The organism is Microbacterium sp. NPDC089987 (assembly GCF_044748505.1).
In the GTDB taxonomy this organism is placed as follows: Bacteria; Actinomycetota; Actinomycetes; order Actinomycetales; family Microbacteriaceae; genus Microbacterium.
The window spans coordinates 328,813-350,353 of the sequence record NZ_JBIVGE010000002.1 but is presented as its reverse complement, the minus strand read 5'-3'; the positions used below and the strand labels follow the sequence as shown (position 1 = coordinate 350,353).

Genomic DNA, 21,541 nt, shown 5'->3' with positions numbered 1-21,541 from the left:
AGGACCGCTCACTCACCGGGCCGCGAGGATGCGCTCAGCGACCTCACGCACCGCTCCCTCACCACCGCGACGGGTCAGCACGACGCGCGCGGCCGCCCTCACGGCGGGGTGCGCGTTCGCCACCGCGATCGGCCAGCCGACCATGCCGAGGGCGCCGAGGTCGTTCACGTCGTTGCCGACGTAGGCGATGTCGGCCAGCGCGACGCCGTTCTCGGCGGCCCACGAGTCCAGAGCGGAGGCCTTGTCATCGACGCCATGAAGCACCGGCACCTGCAGCTTCTCGGCCCGGCGCGCCACGACGGGGTTCAGCTCGGTGGAGAGGATGAGCATCGGGATGCCCGCGCGGCGCAGCCGCGAGACGCCCATGCCGTCTTCCCGGCTCACCCGCACCGACTCGCGGCCGTCGGTGTCGACGGTGGCCGTGTCGTCGGTGTGCACCCCGTCGAAGTCGGTGACGAGCACGGATGCTGCGATCGGGGCATCCGGTGCCTCCTCGAGCGCCGCGAGAGCGCATGCGACCGCGAGCTGGCGCTCGTCGTCGATCTCGATGGCAGCGGTCTCGGGCACCTGGACGATGCCGATGCGCCCGAAGAACCGGTGACGCGCCGCGCGGAACCCATCGGCGGTGAAGGCGTAGAACGCTCCGGTCTCGAGGAGGTGCGGCTCGCGGTCCTGTCGGCGCGGCCGACGCGCGGCGTCGTGGTTGATCGCGGTCGCCAGCTCATCGGCATCCCGTCGCCAGAGGAAGCCATAGGTCTCGTGGGCGGAGAAGACGCTGTCGTATCGGTCGGTCACGATGAGCGCGACGGCTTCGGAGATGCCCTCACTCGGGATGAAGGGGGACGTCGCCTGCACGAAGACCACGGTGCCGACCGCAGCGCCGTCGGCGGCGAGCGCGTCGAGGGCGTGCAGCACCGCGCTCTCGGAAGTCGCGCTGTCGCTTGACAGGTCGGCCGGGCGCACGATGACCCGCGCACCTGCCGCGGCGGCGACTCGTGCGATCTCGGCGTCATCGGTGCTGACGACCACCAGGTCCACCCCTCGCGCCTCGGCAGCAGCGCGAACCGCCCGTTCGACCAGCGGTATCCCGCCGACCCTCCGCAGGTTCTTGCCCGGCACGCCCTTCGACCCGCCGCGGGCGGGGATGATGGCGACAGTGAGCTCGTTCTCGGTCATCGGCCGGACGCCGCCTTCCAGACTCTGCGGGCGCGGCGCTTCGCACCCTCCATTGTGAGCCGAAGCTCCTCCCAGCGCCCCACTCCCCCGGCCTGGTCGCCCGTCCGCTGCCATCGCGTCGGCGCGGGCGCTCCCGGCAGATCGAGGGCGCGCAGACGATGGGGCGGAACGTACCGCTCGCGGTCGGCAGCGGTCATGGCGGCGAGCGCGGCGATCGCGCTCGGTCGCAGATGCGCGGCGATGTCCGGCTGCATGGCGTACCCGACGGCGTTGACGACGCCCTGCAGCTCATCCGCCGCGACGCGGCGCTCGAGAGCGTCGACGATGACCGCGGGCACTCGGTTGCTGTTCTCGTAGGGCGTCAGTCGCGCGAGCACGGTGTCGGCTCCCACGGCGTGCACGGGGATGCCGAACACCGCCCGCACGGTCGGCAGAGCGGTCGAGAAGCCGGCGATGACGGCCGCCGCTCCCAAATGGTGCGCGACGTACTCGCCCGGCTGGTCGCCCGCGTAGGTCGCCAAGTCGAGCCCTCGAGCGGATGCCCGCTGCGCCAGCGCATCCGACAGAGCAGGCGGCGCAGAGGGGTGCGGTTTGAACACGACGCGCTGCGCGCCGCCATCCGCCGCTCGGTCGATCATCCGCATCTGCAGTGCGGTCTCGTCGTCTGCGCTCATCAGCCCGAGGGCCGACAGGTACTGCCCGAGAACCAGCGCCGTCCTGACGCCGGGGGTGACAAGGGTGTCGAGAGCGGCATCCGGCTGCGCCCGCCCGGCCTCGCGCAGCACTCGCCCGAGGTCCGCAGCGGAGACCGGCACGCGGATCGCACCGGTCTCGACGAAGACGAGCGGTGCGACGCCAGGCACGACATCGGGGTGCACGACGCGTGCGACGCGCTCGGTGACCTGCCGTGGCAGCGCGCTGCGGATCGGCGAGTACGTCATGAGCCCGTCGCCGATGACGTTCAGCTGCGCCTGTGAGAACAGCGTCATCAGCGTGCGCGCCGGCGCGACCTGCGGCGATTGCACGAACAGCTCGAGCCGTGCGTCGCCGAGGCCCCATGCCCGCCGCAACAGCCGTTCCAGGATGGGAAGGTCGTGGTCATCGGGCCGCCAGGCCGTCGGGTGCAGCGGATCGAGCAGCGGGTTCAGCGCTTCGATCCGATCGAATCGCGCGCGCAGCGAAGCCAGTCGGGGCACGCTCCCGAGATCGGGCGCGGTCTCGGGCACGGCGGCGGTGTTCATCGGCACGAGGATGCGCTCGATGTCGTCGTCCTCACCACCGAGCAGCCCTGCGTCGATCGCGGCGACTGCCGTCATCAGCCCGTATGCGCTGTGCAGGGCGAACAGTTGAATCGGCCGGCTCATGCGCGGTGCGCCTCTCGCAGCACCCGCGTGAGCACACGACGGCGCGGACCCCCGATCCGCTGGATCGCCGTCTGCGCCTGGCCGCGCGGCAGGCGGGCGAGCAGACCTCGGATGCCGACGCGCAGCTCTCCACGCACGGCCGGCTGCATGCGGCGAGCGCGCACGAGATGGTGCGAGCTGAGCGCCAGCACGCTGAACACGGCCTTGGGCAGCAGCCGATCGGCCTCCCGGTCGGCCTCGACGAGGTCGAGGACCTCACTCAGAGCCCGTGTGAAATGCAGCTGGCGGCGATCCAGGGTCTTCGAGAGCGAGTCCGGCAGCCCACGTCGATACAGCAGGTGCGGAGCATCGACGACCGCGAACGAGCGTGCGGTGAGGTGCAGCCGCCAGACCCAGGGGCGGTCCTCGGCGGTGAACAGACCGTCTCTGAAATCGGCGACACCCTGATCGAGCAGCCGACGATGCACCAGACCCGCCCACGCGAACGGATAGTCGACCATCGTGCGATCCTCGGCGGGCAGGATCGCATCGCGTGGATCGGCGGCGACGCCGCGGTCCGTGAACGGCGCGCGCACCAGACGGCGCTCCGCGCCCTGGACGGTGACGTGGTCGGTGCGCAGGAAGTCGCACCCGAGGTCGTGCAGTGCTCGCTGCAGGACGGGCAGCCGGCCGGGCTGCATCCAGTCGTCACCATCGAGGAAGCAGAAGGAGTCGCCCTCGACGTGCGCCAGCCCCTGATTGCGGGCGGTGGCGAGGCCCCTGGGGGTGTCGTTGCGGATGATCTCGGCGTGCGCGAACCGCTCGGCGTACCGGTGCATCACAGCCCCGGTGTCATCACTCGAGCCGTCGTCGATCGCGACGAGCTTCAGCACGCGATCGTCCGCGAACTGGCGGGTGAGGGTCTCGAGCGCCGTGCCGATGAACCCGCCCGCGTCCTTCGCGGGGAGGATCACGGTCATCGAGGGTGCAGGCACTGCGTCATCGTGCCGGGTGGCTCTTACGCACACGCGTCCGTCGAGTGAACACCCGGTGACGGGGAGCGGGGCAGGTAGCGTTTAGGCATGGAGTGGATCGCCGAGCGAGGGGGTGGCCGATGACGACGCCCCTGTCACCGCGGCCGTATCCGTTCGAGACCAGACCGCTGACCGAGCCCGTCGATCCGCGTGCGGTGAACGAGTTCTGGCGGGTGGTCAAGGCGCAGAACCCCGCTCCGGGCTCCCAGGTCGCGATCGCGCTCGTCATCGGGGTGGTCTTCGCCCTCGTGTTCCTGCCCACGGTCGGCTTGACCCTGATAGGGCTGGTCGCGGGCATCGCATCCGGAAACGCGGGGTTCGGGGCGCTGTTCACACTCCCCGTGCTGATCCCGCTCGCGCTCGCCGGCGTCGGCATCCCGCTGTTCATCGTCTCGAGGCGCCGTTCGCGGGAGAGCGCCTACCGGATCTCCCGCTTCGCTCAGGCGAACGCGATGACCTTCCGCCCGCTCGTGAACGACCCGCCGCTTCCCGGCATGATCTTCCACCGCGGCCACTCGCGGGTGGCTTCTGAGCTCGTGCGCGGCCAGAATCCGCGCTTCGTCGAGTTCGGCAACTACAAGTACACGACCGGCTCGGGCAAGAACAAGACGACCCACAGCTGGGGCTATGTGGCCGTGAAGCTCGACGTGCCCCTGCCGAACATCGTGCTCGACGCGCTGGGTAACAACGCACTCGGCTCGAACCTGCCCGCGACCTTCTCGAAGGACCAGCGGCTCTCGCTCGAGGGGGACTTCGACCAGCACTTCACGCTGTACTGCCCGAGCGGGTACGAGGCCGACGCGCTCTACCTGTTCACCCCCGACATCATGGCGCGGTTCATCGATCACGCCGCGCAGCTCGACGTCGAGATCGTCGATGACTGGCTCTTCCTCTACATGCGCCGCCCGGCGTCGACCACCGATGCGAGCACGTGGGCGTGGCTGTTCGGCACCGTGGGCGCCCTGATGACGAAGTTCGACCAGTGGGCGCGCTGGCGCGACGACCGGCTGCGGCTCGCGCAGGAGACTGCGGTGCGGCATCCGGCAGCGCAGCCCGCGTCGCCTCTCGCGGGCCACGCCCCGGCAACGTCCGCGGCGGCGCTGCCCTTCGCCCCGCCGGCCGGGATGCTGCGGCCGCCTCCGGGGGTCGCGCCTCAGGGCCGGCGCCTGCGGAGGGGTTTCTCGTGGGTGACGCTCGTGATCATCCTCGTCGTCGTCGGCGTCACGCTGCTGCCCCAGCTCATCGGCATCCTGTCGTTCCTGTTCTTGCGCTGACGCGGGGCGGGCCCTCGAGCCGCGCGGGTCCCATATGGCCGCATCCCTACGCCCGACGCGGCCATATGGGACCACTCAGCCGCAGCATCCGCCGCGCCCGCCGCACCCTCGAGCCCCGCGGGTCCCATATGGCCGCATCCTCACGCGCGAGGCGGCCATATGGGACCACCGCGAGTTAGGAGGATGCCTATGCCGGGGCGAGACCGAAGTACTCGAGCTCGGCGTCGTTCAGCATCCGGGACCTGGTCAGGAACCGCATGCCGGTCGGGCCCTCGACGCTGAACCCCGCTCCGCGGCCGGGCACCGCGTCGATCGTCAGGTGCGTGTACTTCCAGTACTCGAACTGGGCCTCCGACATGAAGACCTCGATCGGGTCGAGACCCTCGACCTCGAGCCGCCCCAGCAGCACGTCGCTGGGGCCGGTGATGAACATGCCGATCGGATAGCACATGGGCGACGAGCCGTCGCAGCATCCGCCCGACTGATGGAACATCAGCGGCCCGTGCTGGGCTGTCAGCTCGCGCAGCAGCTCGGCCGCGGTATCCGTGACGTCCACCCGCTGGTACTTGCCGATGCTCACCATGATCCGCTCCTCTCGAATGGGGTCTCGGGCGGGCGTCACGCGACGCCCGCCCGGATGCCGATCAGAAGAAGCCCATCGGGCCTTCCGCGTACGACACGAGCAGGTTCTTCGTCTGCTGGTAGTGATCGAGCATCATCTTGTGGTTCTCGCGGCCGACGCCCGACTGCTTGTACCCGCCGAACGCGGCGTGCGCCGGGTACTGGTGGTACGTGTTCGTCCACACGCGACCCGCCTCGATCGCACGACCGGCACGGTAGGCCGTGTCGCCACTGCGGCTCCACACCCCGGCGCCCAGGCCGTAGAGCGTGTCGTTGGCGATAGAGATCGCGTCGTCGAAGTCGCTGAAGCTCGTGACCGAGAGCACGGGGCCGAAGATCTCCTCCTGGAAGATGCGCATGTCGTTGGTGCCCTCGAAGACGGTCGGCGCGACGTAGAAGCCCTCGCTGAGATCGCCGCCGAGGTCGACGCGCTCGCCGCCGGTGAGCAGCTTCGCGCCGCCCTGCTTGCCGATGTCGATGTAGCTGAGGATCTTCTCGAGCTGGTCGTTCGACGCCTGCGCGCCGATCATCGTCGCAGGATCGAGCGGATTGCCCTGCACCACCTTGCCGACCCGCTCGAGTCCATCCGCGAGGAATCCGTCATAGATCGAGCGCTGGATGAGAGCACGCGACGGGCACGTGCACACCTCGCCCTGGTTGAGCGCGAACATCGTGAAGCCCTCGAGAGCCTTGTCGTAGAACGGGTCATCGGCGCGGGCGACATCCTCGAAGAAGACGTTCGGCGACTTGCCGCCGAGCTCGAGGGTGACGGGGATGAGGTTCTGCGACGCGTACTGCATGATCAGCCGGCCCGTCGTCGTCTCACCGGTGAACGCGACCTTGCGGATGCGCTTGTGCTGAGCGAGCGGAGCGCCGGCCTCGATGCCGAACCCGTTGACGATGTTCACCACACCGGCCGGCAGCAGGTCGCCGATGATCTCGAAGAGGAAGAGGAGGGATGCCGGGGTCTGCTCGGCGGGCTTGATGACCACGCAGTTTCCAGCGGCGAGGGCGGGAGCCAGCTTCCACGTGGCCATGAGGATCGGGAAGTTCCACGGGATGATCTGCCCGACCACGCCCAGCGGCTCCTGGAAGTGGTACGCGACGGTGTTCTCGTCGAGCTGGCTGATGCCGCCCTCCTGCCCGCGCAGCACGCCGGCGAAGTAGCGGAAATGGTCGACCGCCAGCGGGATGTCGGCGGCGAGCGTCTCGCGCACCGGCTTGCCGTTCTCCCACGTCTCGGCGACGGCGATCATCTCGAGGTTCTCCTCGATGCGGTCGGCGATCCTGTTGAGGATCACGGATCGCTCGGCCGGCGAGGTGCGCTTCCATGACTCGAACGCCTTCCAGGCGACGTCGACGGCGCGGTCGATGTCTTCGGCGGTGCCGCGGGCGACCTCGGTGAACGGCTTGCCGTTGACCGGGCTGACGTTCTCGAAGTACTGGCCCTTGGCGGGCTCGACGAACTCGCCGCCGATGTAGTGGCCGTAGCGGGCGCGGTAGTTGGCGACGGCTCCGGGCTGGCCGGGAGCGACGTAGGCGGTGGACACGTCTTCTTCGACGATGGTCATCGGTGACTCCTTCGACGGGCCGCGGCCTCGATGCTGCGCGGCTGTTGGGTTCGAAAGTAGGTGGCGTGACGTTGCACCTCGATGCGCAACGTTGCATCGGGTTGCGCCGCTACGCGCGTCGATCCGGATGGCCGAATCGGGTGCCCGAATCGGATGCCCGAACCGGATGCCCGAATCAGCGCCCCTCGAGCTTCTCGATCCGGCTGACGAGAGCGGCACGCCGCGGCGAGCGCGCGGGCAGCATCTCCAGGCACATCCGCAGCGCTTCGGGGTCGTTCTTCCCCTCCGGTATCTCCGCGTACGCGAGCAGCACGTCGAGGCTGGCCTCGGTGACCATCGCCTCGTGCAGCGCTGCACGCACGGTGTCGCGGAACTCCTCCACACCGGGCGACGTCGATTCAGGCAGAACAGCACCGGCGTAGGCGCTCAGGGCGACGCGGTGCGCTCCTCGGTCGAGCAAAGAGAGCACGTTGTGCGCGTCGGTCTCGAGCGGCGCGGGCAGCCGGTACGGGCGCGACTGCGGCGCGAGATCCGGTGACACGCGCTCGAGCACCTTGCGCAGCCGCACCATCTCGGGCCGCAGGGTGTCGGGCGAAGCGGATTCGCCGTAGACGAGCTCGGTGAGCCGCTCGGCCGAGAGCCCGTGGCGGTGCACAGCGAGCATGAGCAGGATCTCGGCGTGCCTGGCGCTGAGCTCCACCACGGTCTCGCCGTCTTCGGAGATGAGCTCGAGCCGCGCACGATCACGGGCGAGCACCTGCAGTCGGGCCTGACGGGTGTCGCGGGGTGCTCGTCTCGGCGATCGCTCTGTGACGCGGGGGGACTCGCTGCGCGCCCTCAGCCTGGCGACCAGAAGCTGGGATTCGACCGCTCGGACCGTGGCATCCACCAGCATCCGGGCCTGAGGCGTGACCGCCTCGGCCCCACCCGTCACGTCGATCACGCCGAGAATGCGACGCGTCTCGGGATCGAACACGGGTGCGGCGGTGCACGACCACGGCTGCACCAGACGGTTGTAGTGCTCTGCGTGGTGGATCTGCACCGACTCGCCGACGGCGAGCGCGGTGCCGGGTGCCGAGGTGCCCACCGTCTGCTCCGACCAGTTGGCGCCTTCGACGAAGCCCATCTCCCCCGACAGCACCCGCTGGCGCAGGTCACCCTCGACCCACAGCAGACGGCCGGCATGATCGCCGACGGCGACCACCACGCCGGAGTCCTCTGCGCTGCCGGGCAGCAGCAGCGAGCGGATGAGGTCCATCACCCCGGCGAGCGGATGCCCGGTGCGATACGCCTCGAGCGCGTCCTGACTGAGCTCGAGGGGAGGCAGTCCTTCCGCGCCGACGCGACTCTGCCACGCTCGTTCCCACGACGCTCGCACCAGCGGCCGAACCTGCTGAAGGCGACTGTCGTCGAGGTTGCCGGCCACGAGCTCCTCATGTGCTCGCTCGATCAGAAGACGCGAGACCTCCGGCGAGGCATCGCGCGATGACGACCACGGGGACGGCACACGTGCTCCGATCGGCGCTGATGGGTGTGCCCAGTGTACGTCTGGGACGCGCGTCGGTCACGCGCGCATTCAGGCGGGGGTCGTGCGCTGCAGCGCGGCCGCGTCGATCACCCGGTCGAGCGTCTGCCAGGCGTCGGCGGCCTGCAGCGCCCCGCCGATTCGCGATGCGTTCGCCCGGAAGGAGGGCTCGTTCAGCACCCGGTGCACCGCGGCTCGGATCGTCGGCGCACCGGGTGTCTGCGTGCGCAGGTCGATGCCGGCACCTGACCACCCCACTCTCGCGCAGACCTCGACCTTGTCTTCGGTCCGCCCGGCGACGACCAGTGGTGTTCCATGCGCCAGCGCCTGCTGAACCCCGCCGTAGCCGCCGTTGGTCACCATGACGTCGGTCTTCGCCAGCAGCAGGTTGTAGGGGAGATATTCGGCGATGCGGGCGTTCGCAGGCAGGTCGGATGCGATGTCGCCCACGGGACGCCCGCCGGTGGATGCGACGACGAGCACATCGCTGTCGCGCAGCGCATCGATGGTCGGCAGCAGGAGCTGTGAGAAGTCGCTGTTCGCGATGGTTCCCTGGGTCACATGCACGACCGGTGCGCCGGCATCGAGATCGCTCCACCACGCGGGCAGCGCGTGCGCAGAGGACGAGCCGGGAAGCGGTCCGGCGAAATGCACCGTCGACGGGAGGTCCGATCGGGGGTACTCGAACTCCGGAACGGTGAACTGCACGTACGCGTCTGCTCGTCCTGTCCAGTCCAGGATGAATCCCCCGAGGCCAGAGCCGGTCTCCCGGGCGGCCAACGCGTCGGCCTCCTCCTGCACGCGGCGGAAGATCACGCGCTCGGCGACGGTTCGCAGCACGACGTTGCGCAGGCGCCCGATCGGTCCCGACATCGGCGTGATCCCGAGGCCGAACGGTGCAGCATCGCGGCTGCGGACGCCGAGCGGGAAGATTCCCAGGGCTATCACCGGCGGCCGCTCGCCCCGTGGCAGCTGCTGCAGCAGCGCTGCGCCGAGAAAGAGAGGCTCGGCGAGCATGGTGTCGATAGGTCGCTCTGCGAGCACAGCGCGCACGGCAGCGAGCTGAGCCACTCCGGGCCTGACGAACAGATTGCTCATGTCGAAGCGCAGGGCTGCTGTTCCGGTCAGTCCCACGCGCTCGGGGAACGCGCCGTCGGCGTCGTCGAGATCGACGTCGGCGGCGGCGGGAAGAGCCACGAACCGAGCGCCCGTGCCGACGACGCGATCGGCGTAGCGGGCGCTGGTGAGGAACGTCACGTCGTCACCGCGCGCGATGAGATGTCGGGCGACCTGCAGCAGCGGCATGACGTGGCCGTGAGCCGGGGTGCAGGCGATGAGGTGGCTGGACATGGCGCTCCTTCTCTAAGATCGATATACCGAGAAAGTATTCATCTGCTCGTGAGGAAAGTCAATGGTTGAATCCACCGCTCGCGTCTACCGCTCCGAACTCCGCGCGCGTCAGGCGAGGGAGACACGCGCGCGGATCATCGCCGCGGCCGGAGAGCTGTTCGCCCAGCAGGGGTACCAGGCGACGACGATCGCCGCAATCGCTCGAGTGGCCGGCGTCTCAGGCGAGACCGTCAAGTCGGCCGCGTCGAAGGCCGAGCTGCTGATCGCCGCCTTCGAGATGACGTTCTCGGGACGAGAGGGCGCTGAGTCGCTCACCGACACCGAGGTCGCCGGCGGCGTGCTCGACCTGCCGGACGATGCCTTCCTCGATACGGTGCTGACCCAGATCACCGAGGCCAACTCCCGAGGACACCGGCTCTGGACGGTTCTGCTGGGCGCCGCGCTGTCGGATGAGCGCGTCGATGAAGTGCTCGCGCAGATCCTGCGCCGTCGCGCCGACGACTACCGCCGCCTGGTCGACGAGCTCATGGCCCGGGGCCTCGCCGTCGCCCAGGACGATCCCCGGAGAACCGCGGCCACGCTGTCGTTCCTGCTGTCACCCGAGAGCTATCAGCAGCTCGTCGCGCAGTCGGGGTGGGAGCGGGACACCTACATGCAGTGGCTCCGTGCGGCCGTCGTTGCGGAGCTCGCTCGCTGACTCCTGTCTCCGACGTGGGCATCGGCGGTGGCGTGTTGCGCGCGGTACTGTGCATTGCGTGGTAGCGTGCGGTGCACGGAAGGGAGTCCCGATTGGACACCACTCAACTGCTCAAGGGCGTGCTCGACGTCGCGGTGCTGGCAGTGCTGCGGCGGGAGGACGGGTACGGCTACGAGATCGTGCGACGACTGCGAGACGCCGGACTCGGCGACGTCGGCGACGCCTCGGTGTACGGCACCCTCCGGCGCCTGTACGCGGCCGGCTCGCTGTCGAGCTACGTCGTGCCCTCCGATGGCGGTCCGCACCGCAAGTACTACGCCCTCAACGCGCAGGGAGCCAGATCCCTCGATGAGCAGATCGCCAGCTGGACGACCTTCTCGCACGCGATGACCGATCTGCTCGCCGCGACCCGCTCTGCATCCGACACCACCGGGGAGAAGTCATGAACGCCACAGATGTTCCGCTGCGCGAGCGCATTCGCACCTTCGCCGACGCGGTGCGCTCGCATCTCGATGATCTTCCCGCCGACGAGGTCGAGGACATCATCGACGGGCTGACCGCCGACCTCGCCGAGCAGGCGTCGGACGGCGGAGGCGTCCTCGATCTGGGCGACCCCGCGGCGTACGCTGCCGAGCTTCGATCGGCCGCTGGCCTGCCCGAGCGCGGCGAACCCGCGCGCGGCGAACCGCTGGGCATCCGGATGCGCGGCAACCTGCAGGAGCTGGCCGAGAGCATCCGGCGCCACAAGTTCGGTGCGTGGCTGCTCGACCTCTTCAACGCGCTGCGCCCGGTCTGGTGGGTGCTGCGGGGTCTCGCCCTCTACTTCCTGCTGCACAGCGTGTTCGGATCGTCGATGGGATCCGCCACACCCGACACCCTTCTGGGCTGGCTGCTGTGCATCGGCCTCGTGCTGCTGAGCGTGCAATGGGGCCGCGGTCGCTGGCTTCCGCACACCGCGCTGCAACCCGTTCGGGGCGTGCTCAGCGTGGTCGCGGTGCTCGCGCTCCCCTTCCTGCTCGCATCCATGCTGCTGCCCCGCGTGGAGTACGTCTATGAAGGACCATCCGAGCAGCGGGGTCTGCTGCTGGATGGCAAGCAGGTCGGGAACATCTTCGCCTACGACGAGCAGGGGGAACTGCTCGACGGCGTGCAGCTCTACACCGACCGCGGCACGCAGCTGAACCTGTTCGGACGTGGACGCAGCATCGAGCAGGAAGGGTGGTGGGGCCTCGGATGGGACGGTGAGCATCCCGTGCGCGTGCCCTACCAGGACGCGAGAGGCGACGACGTGTGGAACGTCTACCCGCTTCGCATCGGCGAGCTCGACCCGGCGACGGAGACCCTGCGCGAGACGACGATCGAGAAGGACGCAGCGCCCTTCCTCCGTGCGCCGAAGCGGTTCGACCCGGCGGCACCGGGCGACCCGTCCCCTCTGCCGGGTCCCTCGGTCCCGCAGCCGTCCCCGACGCCGGACGCGTCCGAGCCGACCGAGGACGGCGGCGCGGCCACGCCGGCCCCGTGAGGGTCAACCGCGTGAGGCCCACCAGTCCCGCAGACGCTGCTCGGCGGCATCCACGCCGATCACACCCTCATCCAGGCGCACCTCCAGCAGGAACCGGTACGCCTCGCCGACGTCGCGGCCCGGCGTGATGCCGAGGATCTGCTGGATCTGATTGCCGTCGAGCTCAGGACGGATGCTGTCGAGCTCCTCCTGCTCGCGCAGCTCGACGATGCGCCGCTCGATGTCGTCGTACGCGGAGGCGAGGCGAGCGGCCTTGCGCCTGTTGCGGGTGGTGACGTCGGCGCGCACGAGGATGTGCAGGCGCTCGACCACGTCTCCGGCATCGCGCACGTACCGACGCACCGCGCTGTCAGTCCACGCACCCTCGGCATAGCCGAAGAAGCGCAGGTGCAGCTCGATGAGCTTCGCGACCGCATCGATCGTGTCACCGTCGAACCGCAGAGCCTGCAGGCGCTTTCGCGCCATTCGCGAACCCACGACATCGTGGTGGTGGAAGGTGACCGCTCCGCCGTTCTCGAGCTTGCGGGTGCGCGGCTTGCCGATGTCGTGCAGCAGGGCGGCCAGGCGCAGCGGCACGTCGGGGGCGGCCTCGGGGTTGCGCGCCTTCTCGAGATCGATCGCCTGGCGGACCACCGTGAGCGAGTGCTCGTAGACGTCCTTATGGTGGTGGTGCTCGTCGACCTCGAGTCGCAGCGCGCTCACCTCGGGCAGGAACTCCTCGATCAGCCCGCTCTCGACCAGCACCCGGATGCCCCGGATCGGGTCGTCCGTCTGCATGAGCCGCACGAGCTCGCCCTGCACGCGCTCGGGGCTGACGATCTTGAGCGTCTGACGCAGCTTCTCGATGGCGGCGAAGGTGGCGTCCTCGATCGCGAAGTCGAGCTGCGCGCTGAAGCGCGCCGCCCGCAGCATCCGCAGCGGGTCGTCACCGAAGCTGATCTCGGGGTCGATCGGGGTGCGCAGGATGCCAGAGACGAGGTCCTCGACTCCGCTCGTCGGATCGATCAGCTTCACGGCGGGAACCTGCAGGGCCATCGCGTTGACGGTGAAATCGCGCCGCAACAGGTCGCCGTCGATGGTGTCGCCGAACTCGACGACGGGTTTGCGGGTGACGCCGTCGTAGCTGTCGGCACGGTACGTGGTGATCTCGACCTGCTCGCCCTGCACGCGGGCGCCGATGGTGCCGAAGGCACGGCCGATATCCCACTGGGTGCTGGAGATCGGCTTGACGATCGCCAGGATGTCGTCGGGGCGGGCGTTCGTCGTGAAGTCGAGGTCGTGCGTCTCGCGGCCGAGCAGCGCGTCGCGCACCGGTCCGCCGACGACGGCGAGGTCGAAGCCCGCATCGGCGAAGGCGGTCGCGAGGGTGGCGACGACGGGATTCGCGGCGAGAGCGCCGAGTCGGGACAGGCCCTCGGCCATATTGAGCATGGATTCAAGGGTACCGGGGCCGGGCGGCGCACTCTGAGCCGAGCGCAGCGGTGGGCTTCGCATACGGTGAGGGGATGCATGCTGACGCAGCCCTCGAGCAGTTCTGGAGCGAATGCCGGGCCGTCGTGCCCGGACTGCCGGAGGCGGCGCCGGAGGCCTGGGCCTTCGGCGCGACGGCCGAGCACGCCGACGGCCTCCTCGCGCTTATGCTGGCGGGGACGAAGACGGCGACTGCCTCGTCGCTGTGGGACTACGAGCACACCGGCGAGCCGCTGCCCGAAGTCGGGTGGCTCAGCATCGTCCTCGACGGGGGCGGCGCGCCCCGCGCGCTGATCGAGACGACGGCCGTCGAGGTCGTCCCCTTCGACCGGGTCTCGGCGGCACACGCCTTCGCCGAGGGCGAGGGTGATCGCACACTCGAGTACTGGCGCGAGGTGCACGAGCGCTACTGGCGGAGGTACTCCGACAGCCCCCGCGGCTTCGAACCTGACATGCCCGTGGTCTGCGAGGCATTCCGCGTGCTGCACGCCGCCACCCCCTGAGCCGGGCGCGCACCTACCGCAAACGGCGAGCGCCGCGAGGGAGGAGCAGCCCGCGCAGCAGGATGCCCACCTGCAGCACCTCGTCTTGCGACACCGCACGCTGAGAAACCACATTCCTCATGAGAAACGCGCTCTGCGCTGGTTTCTCACGCAGGAAGTGGTTTCTGACGGGCTGAGCTGCGAGCGACACCTGGGTGAACTCCCGCATCGTTCACTCTCCGGCCCCTGCGGGGCCACCCGCCCGTCACCTGACCTCGATTGCCTGAGGGGCGCGTGCGCTCAGCACGACCTCCCCCCGCAGAAAAGGATCGACATGCAATCTCGACCCGTCGCACGGCGCACCGCACCGGTGACCGCCGCTGCGCTCGTCACGCTGCTCAGCGGCATCCTCCTCGCCCCGGCTGCAGCCAGCGCCGCCGCCCCGGCGGAGGTGCCGACGACACCGCTGCTCACGACCGACAGCACCTGGCGGTACCTCGACGACAACACCGACCCGGCGCGCGGCGACGCGAACCTGCGCGTATGGACGACCCCGTCGTACGACGACAGCGCATGGAAGAGCGCTCAGGGTGCCTTCGGCGCCAAGCGCGGCGCATTCGGCACGGTGGGACCGCACACTCCGCGCACCCTGCTGAACCACTACATCAGCGGCACGACCACCGCCGTCCCCACCTACTTCTTCCGCTCCGAGTTCACGCTCGATAAGGGCGTCGCCGATCAGGTGGCGTCCCTCGCCGGCGAGGTCACGTACGACGACGCGCTCGTCGTGTGGATCAATGGCAAGAAGGTGGCGAGCTACGCCGACGGCCGCATCACCGAGACCACCAACCTCGAATACGCCGGCGAGGGCAAGAGCGACCCCCTGACGAGCACGTTCTCGGCCACGGGCGACCTGCTCGTCGACGGCGAGAACACCATCGCGGTCGCGCTCTACCAGGATCGCGAGTCGAGCTCGGACATCTACTTCGACCTTTCCGAGCTGACGCTCGTCTCGGAGAGCATCGAGCCCGTGGCCGCCCCGCCGAGCCGCGTCATCCTCACCCCCACCGAAACGCCCGAGACCTCGCAGGCCTTCTCGTGGCAGGCCGGTGATGCGTCGCACGCCACGGGTCAGGTGCAGATCGCCCCGGTCGCGGGCGGCGCGGTGCGCACGGTCGACGGATACTCCGCCGGAGTCGTCAACGGCAACCCGCTGCAGCACTTCTCCGCCACGGTCGACGGTCTCACCCCGGCGACCGCATACCGCTACCGCGTGGGCCTCGAGGGCAGCTGGAGCGAATGGCGCGAGTTCACCACCGCCGACCCGCAGGCATCCGACTTCCAGTTCGTCTACTACGGCGACGCGCAGATCGGGCTGGACTCCACCTGGCCATCGGTGGTCAAGCAGGCCGAGGCCAACGCCCCGCGGTCGATCGGGTCGGTGCACGCGGGCGACCTGATCAACACCTCGTCGAACGAGACGGAGTGGATCAACTGGTTCGCAGGCATGAAGGACTCCGCCGCGACGACCAACGTCATGGCCGCCCCGGGCAACCACGAGTACAGCGGCGACAAGCTGCTCACGGCGTGGAAGGCCAACTTCGAGTACCCGCACAACAACCCGACGATCGGATCGGTCGGCGAGCTCGCGAACCTCGCCCAGGGAGACGATCCGGTGGCACGTCAGTATAAGGCGTACTTCGAGCACTGGAGCGCCTTCGCTCAGGAGACCGCGTATTACACCGACTACCAGGACGTGCGCTTCATCACCCTCAACGCGACCCGTGACACGACCTTCCTCACCCCGTCGAACCTGCCCGAGTGCACGGTCGCGGAGTGCCCGAAGAACGACGTCTCCCGGCTGTGGACCCGCTTCCAGGCGGCATGGCTCGACGGCATCCTGACCACCAGCCCGTCGAAGTGGAACGTCGTCACCTTCCACCAGCCGGTGTACTCGACCTCCGCCGGACGCGACGAGCCCATCCTGCGTGACGAATGGGTGCCGGTCTTCGAGCGCAACGACATCGACCTGGTGATGATGGGCCACGACCACACCTACGCGCGCGGCTACAAGAACACCACCGCGACCGACACCCCCGGCCTCACGACCGGTCCGGTGTACATGGTGTCGAATTCGGGCGCGAAGCACTACGACCTCGAGACCGACGCGAAGAACGTGTGGACCAACAACGGCGCCACGCAGGTGCTGCGCGGCGAGAACATCACCACCTACCAGGTTGTCGATGTGTCGAAGGATCAGCTCGTCTACCGCTCGTACGTCGCCGAGAAGGTCGTCGGAGCGACCACCGACAAGCAGGTCGGCGAGGTCTACGACCAGTTCACCGTCACGAAGTACGACGACGGCGAGAAGTGGGTCACCGAGGCAGGAATGACGCCGCCGGCGCAGAAGGTTCCCGCATCGGTGACCGTGGATGCCGGAACCGTGCGCGCAGGTGACACGGTGACCCTCTCGGGCACCGGTTTCAACGCGGGCGAGAAGGTGCGCATCGAGCTGCGCTCGGAGCCGGTGCAGCTCGGGCAGGCGACCGCGGATGCCGATGGGGCTCTTCGCGCATCCCTCACCATTCCAGCCTCCACCCCTGCCCGCAGCCACACGCTCGCGGCGATCCGCGAGAGCGGCGCAGAGGTCACGGCGGCTCTGACCGTCACCGCCGCGCAGGCGCCGGGCGGCGGCGCTGGGGCGGGCGACGGTGCGACGCCGGGCTCGGGCGATGCGGGCGGGACGAATGCCGGTGGGGCGGATGCCGGTGGGGCGAACGCCGCCGGCGGCAGCCTCGCGACGACCGGTGCCGAGGCCGCGCCGTACATCACCGCGGCCGTCGTGCTGCTTCTGGCCGGCGCGGCAGTGGTCGCGATCAGCCGACGTCGCGCTCGTTCCGAGATCGAGAAGGCATAGCCGAGGGCATCGGCACAGGGCGTCGTCCGGATCCTCCGGGCGACGCCCTTCTGCGTGATGCGCGCCGCGCTGCGCTCTCGAGCCCTCGCTCAGCACCGAAGGCATTCCCCTGCTGAGCCCGCGCGCTTATGATCGCCTCGTGGCCGACGACGCACCCGCGCACGAACCCACTGGGGATCCCTCCCGGCGGGGCTTCCTCAAGCTGAGCGGGGCCGCTCTCGCCGGTGCGGTCATCGGCGGAGCGGGCGGAGCGGCGATCGGCGCGTCGCTGGCATCCGGCCGGGGAAGCGGCTTCGCCAGTGCGCCCGATCCCTTCGCCGCCCTCACCCCTCGCCACGAGCCCGGGTTCGACCACATCGTGGTGCTCATGGGCGAGAACCGCTCCTTCGACAACCTGCTGGGCTACCTGTACTCGGCCGAGAACCTGCCCGACGGCGAGAGGTTCGAGGGGCTCGCCTTCGGCACGCACAGCAACACCGCCTCCGACGGCACCGTGGTGGCCGCCCACGTCTACGACGGCGGCACCGACCGGATCATGAGCCTTCCCGATCCGGACCCCGGCGAGGAATATCCGCATGTGAACACCCAGATCTTCGGGACCGTCGATCCGAGGACCAACGCCGAGCTCTTCGTCGACCAGATGGAGGCGCCGTTCAACACTCCGACACACGGCGAGAAGGCCACGATGTCGGGGTTCCTCGAGGACTATCTCATCAACATCCGGCGGCTGCGTCGGGGCGCCGAGCCCACGTCCGAGGAGGCCGCGCACATCATGGGCTCGTTCTCGCCCGAGATGCTGCCTGTGCTGTCGACGCTCGCGGCCGAGTTCGCCGTCTTCGATCACTGGTATGCGGCGGTTCCTTCCCAGACGTTCTGCAACCGCTCGTTCTTTCATGCGTCCACCTCGCACGGCTTCGTCACCAATCAGGCCGGCGGCGGCTACCTCAAATGGCTGGGCGCGCCGGCTGCCCCCACGATCTTCAACCGGCTGGAGGAGAAGAAGCTCGGCTGGCGGATCTACATCGACCGCATCCAGCTGGTCTCGTTCACCGGCATGCTGCATGCTTCCGTGCTGGAGAAGTACTGGCGCACCGACCACTTCGGCACGATGGAGGACTTCTACGCCGACGCGAAGAACGGCACTCTGCCGGCGTACGCGTTCATCGAGCCGCGGATGGTCTACGACCACAACGACTTCCATCCGCCCTTCGGCGCGCCGCGTGAGAGCACGGCCGACGGCGAGGAGGTGTTCGACAGCGCGATCTCCGACGTGCGCGCGGGTGACCGACTGGTCCATGACGTCTACGAGGCGGTGCGCACGAGCGCGTCGCCTGACGGTTCGAACGCGGTCAACACCCTGCTGCTGATCACGTTCGACGAGCACGGCGGATGCTACGACCACGTGCCGCCGCCGCCCGCGACCAGGCCGACCCGCGACACCGGTCCCGGCGAGATGGGCTTCACCTTCGACCGTCTCGGATGCCGGGTGCCCGCCATCGCGGTGTCGGCGTACACCAAGCGCGGGACGATCGTCCACGACGAGATGCATCACGGGTCGGTGACGGCCACGCTCAGCCGGCTGCACGGGCTGCAGCCGCTCAACGACCGCGATGCCTCGGCGAACGCGCTGTTCAACATCGTCAATCTCGAGCAGCCACGGCATCCGGCCGACTGGCCCATCACCAGACCCGCCTACACGCCACCGAATCCCGAGAGCACAGCGCCCGGACCCGATGAGGCCCGGAAGCTGAAGCCGCTCACTCCTCCCGCCCGGGGGCTGCTGGGTCTGCTCATCGCCCGCTACGGCAGAGCGGATGAGCCGGAGCCGCAGACGTTCGCCGACGCCTATCGCCTGCTGCACGAGCACGGCGAAGGACTGTTCGGCCCGCCCGACGGGTCTTGAGTCCACGACGAGAAGTCAGGGAATCGGATGCCCCTCGACCGGCCCCTCGGTGTTGGGCTTCCATCCCAGCGCAGGGGCGACGTGCTCGGCGAAGGCCTGCAGGACGTGCAGGTTGTACTCGGGGCCGAGCTGGTTCGGGATGGTCAGCATGAGGGTGTCCGCCGCCATGACCGCCTCGTCGGCCCGCAGCTGCTCGATCAGCTCGTCGGGCTCGGCCGCGTAGGTCTTGCCGAACGTCGAGCGATATCCGTCGATGATGCCGACCTGGTCGCTGTTCTCCCGTGAGCGCAGCCCGAAGTAGGTACGGTCGCGGTCGCTGACCAGCGGGAAGACGCTTCGGCTCACCGACACACGCGGCGTGCCGGTGTGCCCGGCCTCTTTGTACGCCGTGCGGAACAGGTCGATCTGCTCGCGCTGCAGCTCGTGGAACGGCTGGCCGGTCGCCTCGGTGAGCAGAGTCGAGCTCATCATGTTCAGACCCATGCGTCCGGTCGTCTCGGCGGTCGCACGCGAGCCGGCACCCCACCAGATGTGGTCCCGCAGCGTCGGAGACTGCGGCTCGATGGCGAGGTACTGGCCCTCGCCGACCATCCGGGGGTCGCCGGGCGCGACGCGCTCTCCGTCGATCGCCCGCAGGAAGAGGTCGAACTTCTCGCGCGCCAGCACGCTGCCGCGCTCGGTGTCCTGCTCGTCGTGGAAGCCGAAGGTCTCGTAGCCGCGCAGCGCCGTCTCGGGTGAACCGCGACTCACGCCGAGCGCGATGCGGCCGTCGGCGATGAGGTCGAGGGCGGCGGCCTCCTCGGCGAACTGGAACGGGTTCTCGTACCGCATGTCGATCACACCGGTGCCGACCTCGATGCGCTTCGTGCGCGCCGCCATGGCCGACAGCAGCGGCATGGGCGACGCGGCCTGGCGCGCCCAGTGGTGCACGCGCAGGTAGGCGCCGTTGACGCCGATCTCATCGGCGCCCTCGGCGATCTCGATGGTCTGGCGCAGCATGTCGCCGGCGGTGCAGGTCAGGGAGCCGGGCACGTCTGCGTAGTGCCCGAAGGAGAGGAAGCCGAATGCCTTCATGTCGTATGCAAACGCATGAAAGGTGGATGCTATTCCGCAGCCGGCAGCAGCAGTCCGTCGAGCACCAGCTGGCGGATGCGCGGTTCGATGTCTGCCCACAGGGCGGCGAGCGGCACATCGAAGAGATCGGCGAGCGCGGCGACGATCTGCCCCACGGTGAGTTCGCCGTCGCACGCTCCGACGAACCCGGCGAGCGCGCTGTCGACCCCGATCGTGCGCCCGAAGCCGCCGCCCTGGCGCAGCTCGATGACGCTCGGGTCGTCCTCGCCGGGCATGTGGTGGCGAGCTTCGGTCACGTCGGGAGCGACCACCAGACGGTCCGGGATGCCCGTGGCCAGCGCGTCGTGTGCGGCAAGTCCAGCACCGAGGGCGCGGCCGAGGTTCGACACGGGCTGCGAGACGGTCTCGAACCGGCGGAGCACCGCGGCACCCGTCACTGGCCGCCGCAGCAGGATGTACCCGAAGCCGACCGCCGTCACGCCGCGCTCGGCGAAGTCGTCGAGCCAGGCGGAGAGCAGGCTGGTGAACTCCGCGTCGCGCGGCAGGGTGCCGCCGTCGCGGATCCACAACTCGGCATAGCCGAGCGGGGTGAGCTCTTCGCGCTGGATCACCCACGCATCGAGATCGTCGCCCACCCATGAGCGGACGCGATCGAGACCAGAAGCGTCCGCGCGCGACTCCCAGTTGCCGAGCAGCTGCGCGATGCCGCCGGGAGCGAGATGCGCGGGCGCGTGCCTCAGAAACTCCTCGACAAGGGCATCCCCCACCAGGCCGCCGTCGCGGTACTCGTACTCGGGCACGTCGGTGGCGCGCGGCGTGATCACGAAGGGCGGATTCGAGACGATCAGGTCGAACGTCTCCCCCGCGACGGGCTCGAAGAGGCTGCCGAGCCGGAACTCGATGTCGTGCACGCCGTTCAGCTGCGCGTTCAGCTCCGCGAAGGCCAGGGCGCGCGCCGAGATGTCGGTCGCCACGACCCTGGCCGCGTGCCGCGACACGAGCAGCGCCTGGATGCCGCATCCGGTGCCGAGATCGAGCGCCCGCTCGACGGGCACGGGAATGATCAGTTCGGCCAGCGTTCGCGACGCGCCGCCGACGCCCAGCACGTGATCGGCGGGCAGGGCCGCGCCGAGGGCGGCCTCGTCGAGGTCGCTGGCGATCCACCACTCGCCGACACCGTCGGCATCCACGAACGACTGCGGGCGGATCAGCGCCTGCGGATGCACGATCGCCCCCTCCACGCGGGCAAGGCCCAGCGCGACCACTCCTGCGACGCCCGCTTTCGGCAGCGCCCGCTCGACGGCGTCCTGCGGCTGCGGCATCCCGAGCACCCACAGGCGGCCCAGCGTCGCGAGCTCGTCGTCGCGCGCGTGCAGCGCACGCAGGACGGGCTCGCGCAGGCCACGGCCGAGCGCGTCGTCCGCCTCCTCGCCCCACAGCGACCGCAGCGGTTCGGAACGGAAGTCGGCGGCGTCGAGATCGGCGGCGAGCGCCTGTGTCAGAGGGGCGTCGGGGCGGGGCTGGGCGCGATCAGGCACGGCGGTCACTCTACGCGCCTTCAGGGTTCCCGGCGCGGTGCGCC

General features: G+C 69.4%; 17 protein-coding genes. 7 read left to right on the top strand and 10 right to left on the bottom strand.

Annotation, left to right across the window (positions count from 1 at the left end; translation table 11 throughout):
* Nucleotides 1–12: 12 nt before the first annotated feature.
* The 3 genes from ACIPV2_RS09360 to ACIPV2_RS09350 are packed head-to-tail and all read right to left on the bottom strand — an operon-like array spanning nt 13 to nt 3,514.
* Nucleotides 13–1,176: a cytidylyltransferase domain-containing protein gene (locus tag ACIPV2_RS09360; protein WP_400840577.1), complete on the bottom strand. Its 1,164-nt coding sequence runs from the start codon at nt 1,174–1,176 to the stop codon at nt 13–15.
* Nucleotides 1,173–2,540 (bottom strand): polysialyltransferase family glycosyltransferase, encoded by a 1,368-nt coding sequence (locus tag ACIPV2_RS09355; protein ID WP_400840575.1) that lies wholly within the window; start codon nt 2,538–2,540, stop codon nt 1,173–1,175. The genes ACIPV2_RS09360 and ACIPV2_RS09355 overlap by 4 nt, the downstream gene beginning before the upstream one ends.
* On the bottom strand, nt 2,537–3,514 hold the full coding sequence (locus tag ACIPV2_RS09350) for a glycosyltransferase family 2 protein (protein ID WP_400840573.1): 978 nt from the start codon (nt 3,512–3,514) through the stop codon (nt 2,537–2,539). The genes ACIPV2_RS09355 and ACIPV2_RS09350 overlap by 4 nt, the downstream gene beginning before the upstream one ends.
* A 119-nt stretch (nt 3,515–3,633) precedes the next feature.
* Between ACIPV2_RS09350 and ACIPV2_RS09345 the strand changes: the two genes are divergently transcribed.
* Nucleotides 3,634–4,827, top strand: a complete 1,194-nt coding sequence (locus ACIPV2_RS09345) for a hypothetical protein (RefSeq protein ID WP_400840571.1) — start codon at nt 3,634–3,636, stop codon at nt 4,825–4,827.
* 187 nt (nt 4,828–5,014) lie between these two features.
* Here ACIPV2_RS09345 and ACIPV2_RS09340 read toward each other — a convergent pair whose 3' ends face one another.
* The 4 genes from ACIPV2_RS09340 to ACIPV2_RS09325 form a co-directional block, all read right to left on the bottom strand.
* The gene (locus ACIPV2_RS09340; RefSeq protein WP_400840569.1) at nt 5,015–5,410 is read right to left on the bottom strand and encodes a DUF779 domain-containing protein; all 396 of its coding nucleotides are present in this window, start codon (nt 5,408–5,410) and stop codon (nt 5,015–5,017) included.
* A gap of 61 nt (nt 5,411–5,471) precedes the next feature.
* Complete coding sequence (locus tag ACIPV2_RS09335; protein ID WP_400840567.1) at nt 5,472–7,019, bottom strand: aldehyde dehydrogenase family protein; 1,548 nt, start codon at nt 7,017–7,019, stop codon at nt 5,472–5,474.
* A gap of 175 nt (nt 7,020–7,194) precedes the next feature.
* Complete coding sequence (locus ACIPV2_RS09330; protein WP_400840565.1) at nt 7,195–8,526, bottom strand: transcriptional regulator; 1,332 nt, start codon at nt 8,524–8,526, stop codon at nt 7,195–7,197.
* Nucleotides 8,527–8,595: 69 nt separating this feature from the next.
* Entirely contained in the window at nt 8,596–9,894 is a 1,299-nt protein-coding gene (locus tag ACIPV2_RS09325; RefSeq protein ID WP_400840563.1) for a glycosyltransferase, read from the bottom strand.
* A 61-nt stretch (nt 9,895–9,955) separates the two neighbouring features.
* Between ACIPV2_RS09325 and ACIPV2_RS09320 the strand changes: the two genes are divergently transcribed.
* From ACIPV2_RS09320 to ACIPV2_RS09310, 3 genes are all read left to right on the top strand, one after another.
* Nucleotides 9,956–10,591 (top strand): TetR/AcrR family transcriptional regulator, encoded by a 636-nt coding sequence (locus ACIPV2_RS09320; RefSeq protein WP_400840561.1) that lies wholly within the window; start codon nt 9,956–9,958, stop codon nt 10,589–10,591.
* A gap of 92 nt (nt 10,592–10,683) precedes the next feature.
* The gene (locus ACIPV2_RS09315) at nt 10,684–11,037 is read left to right on the top strand and encodes a PadR family transcriptional regulator (protein WP_101187497.1); all 354 of its coding nucleotides are present in this window, start codon (nt 10,684–10,686) and stop codon (nt 11,035–11,037) included.
* Nucleotides 11,034–12,113, top strand: a complete 1,080-nt coding sequence (locus tag ACIPV2_RS09310; protein WP_400840558.1) for an HAAS signaling domain-containing protein — start codon at nt 11,034–11,036, stop codon at nt 12,111–12,113. Before ACIPV2_RS09315 ends, ACIPV2_RS09310 begins: the two co-directional genes overlap by 4 nt.
* Before the next feature lie 3 nt (nt 12,114–12,116).
* On the opposite strand, the gene ACIPV2_RS09305 is transcribed toward ACIPV2_RS09310, so the two are convergent.
* On the bottom strand, nt 12,117–13,544 hold the full coding sequence (locus tag ACIPV2_RS09305) for a CCA tRNA nucleotidyltransferase (protein ID WP_400840556.1): 1,428 nt from the start codon (nt 13,542–13,544) through the stop codon (nt 12,117–12,119).
* 74 nt (nt 13,545–13,618) lie between these two features.
* Between ACIPV2_RS09305 and ACIPV2_RS09300 the strand changes: the two genes are divergently transcribed.
* From ACIPV2_RS09300 to ACIPV2_RS09290, 3 genes are all read left to right on the top strand, one after another.
* Entirely contained in the window at nt 13,619–14,086 is a 468-nt protein-coding gene (locus ACIPV2_RS09300) for an ASCH domain-containing protein (protein ID WP_400840554.1), read from the top strand.
* A 313-nt stretch (nt 14,087–14,399) separates the two neighbouring features.
* Nucleotides 14,400–16,982, top strand: a complete 2,583-nt coding sequence (locus tag ACIPV2_RS09295) for a fibronectin type III domain-containing protein (RefSeq protein ID WP_400840552.1) — start codon at nt 14,400–14,402, stop codon at nt 16,980–16,982.
* 139 nt (nt 16,983–17,121) lie between these two features.
* Nucleotides 17,122–18,885, top strand: a complete 1,764-nt coding sequence (locus tag ACIPV2_RS09290) for an alkaline phosphatase family protein (RefSeq protein WP_400840549.1) — start codon at nt 17,122–17,124, stop codon at nt 18,883–18,885.
* Between the two features lie 15 nt (nt 18,886–18,900).
* Here ACIPV2_RS09290 and ACIPV2_RS09285 read toward each other — a convergent pair whose 3' ends face one another.
* Nucleotides 18,901–19,959 carry an LLM class flavin-dependent oxidoreductase gene (locus ACIPV2_RS09285; RefSeq protein ID WP_400840547.1) on the bottom strand — a complete coding sequence of 353 codons (1,059 nt, stop codon included), beginning with the start codon at nt 19,957–19,959 and terminating at the stop codon, nt 18,901–18,903.
* Between the two features lie 29 nt (nt 19,960–19,988).
* A complete protein-coding gene (locus ACIPV2_RS09280; protein WP_400840545.1) occupies nt 19,989–21,506 on the bottom strand; it encodes a class I SAM-dependent methyltransferase in 1,518 nt (505 codons plus the stop codon).
* Nucleotides 21,507–21,541: the final 35 nt, after the last annotated feature.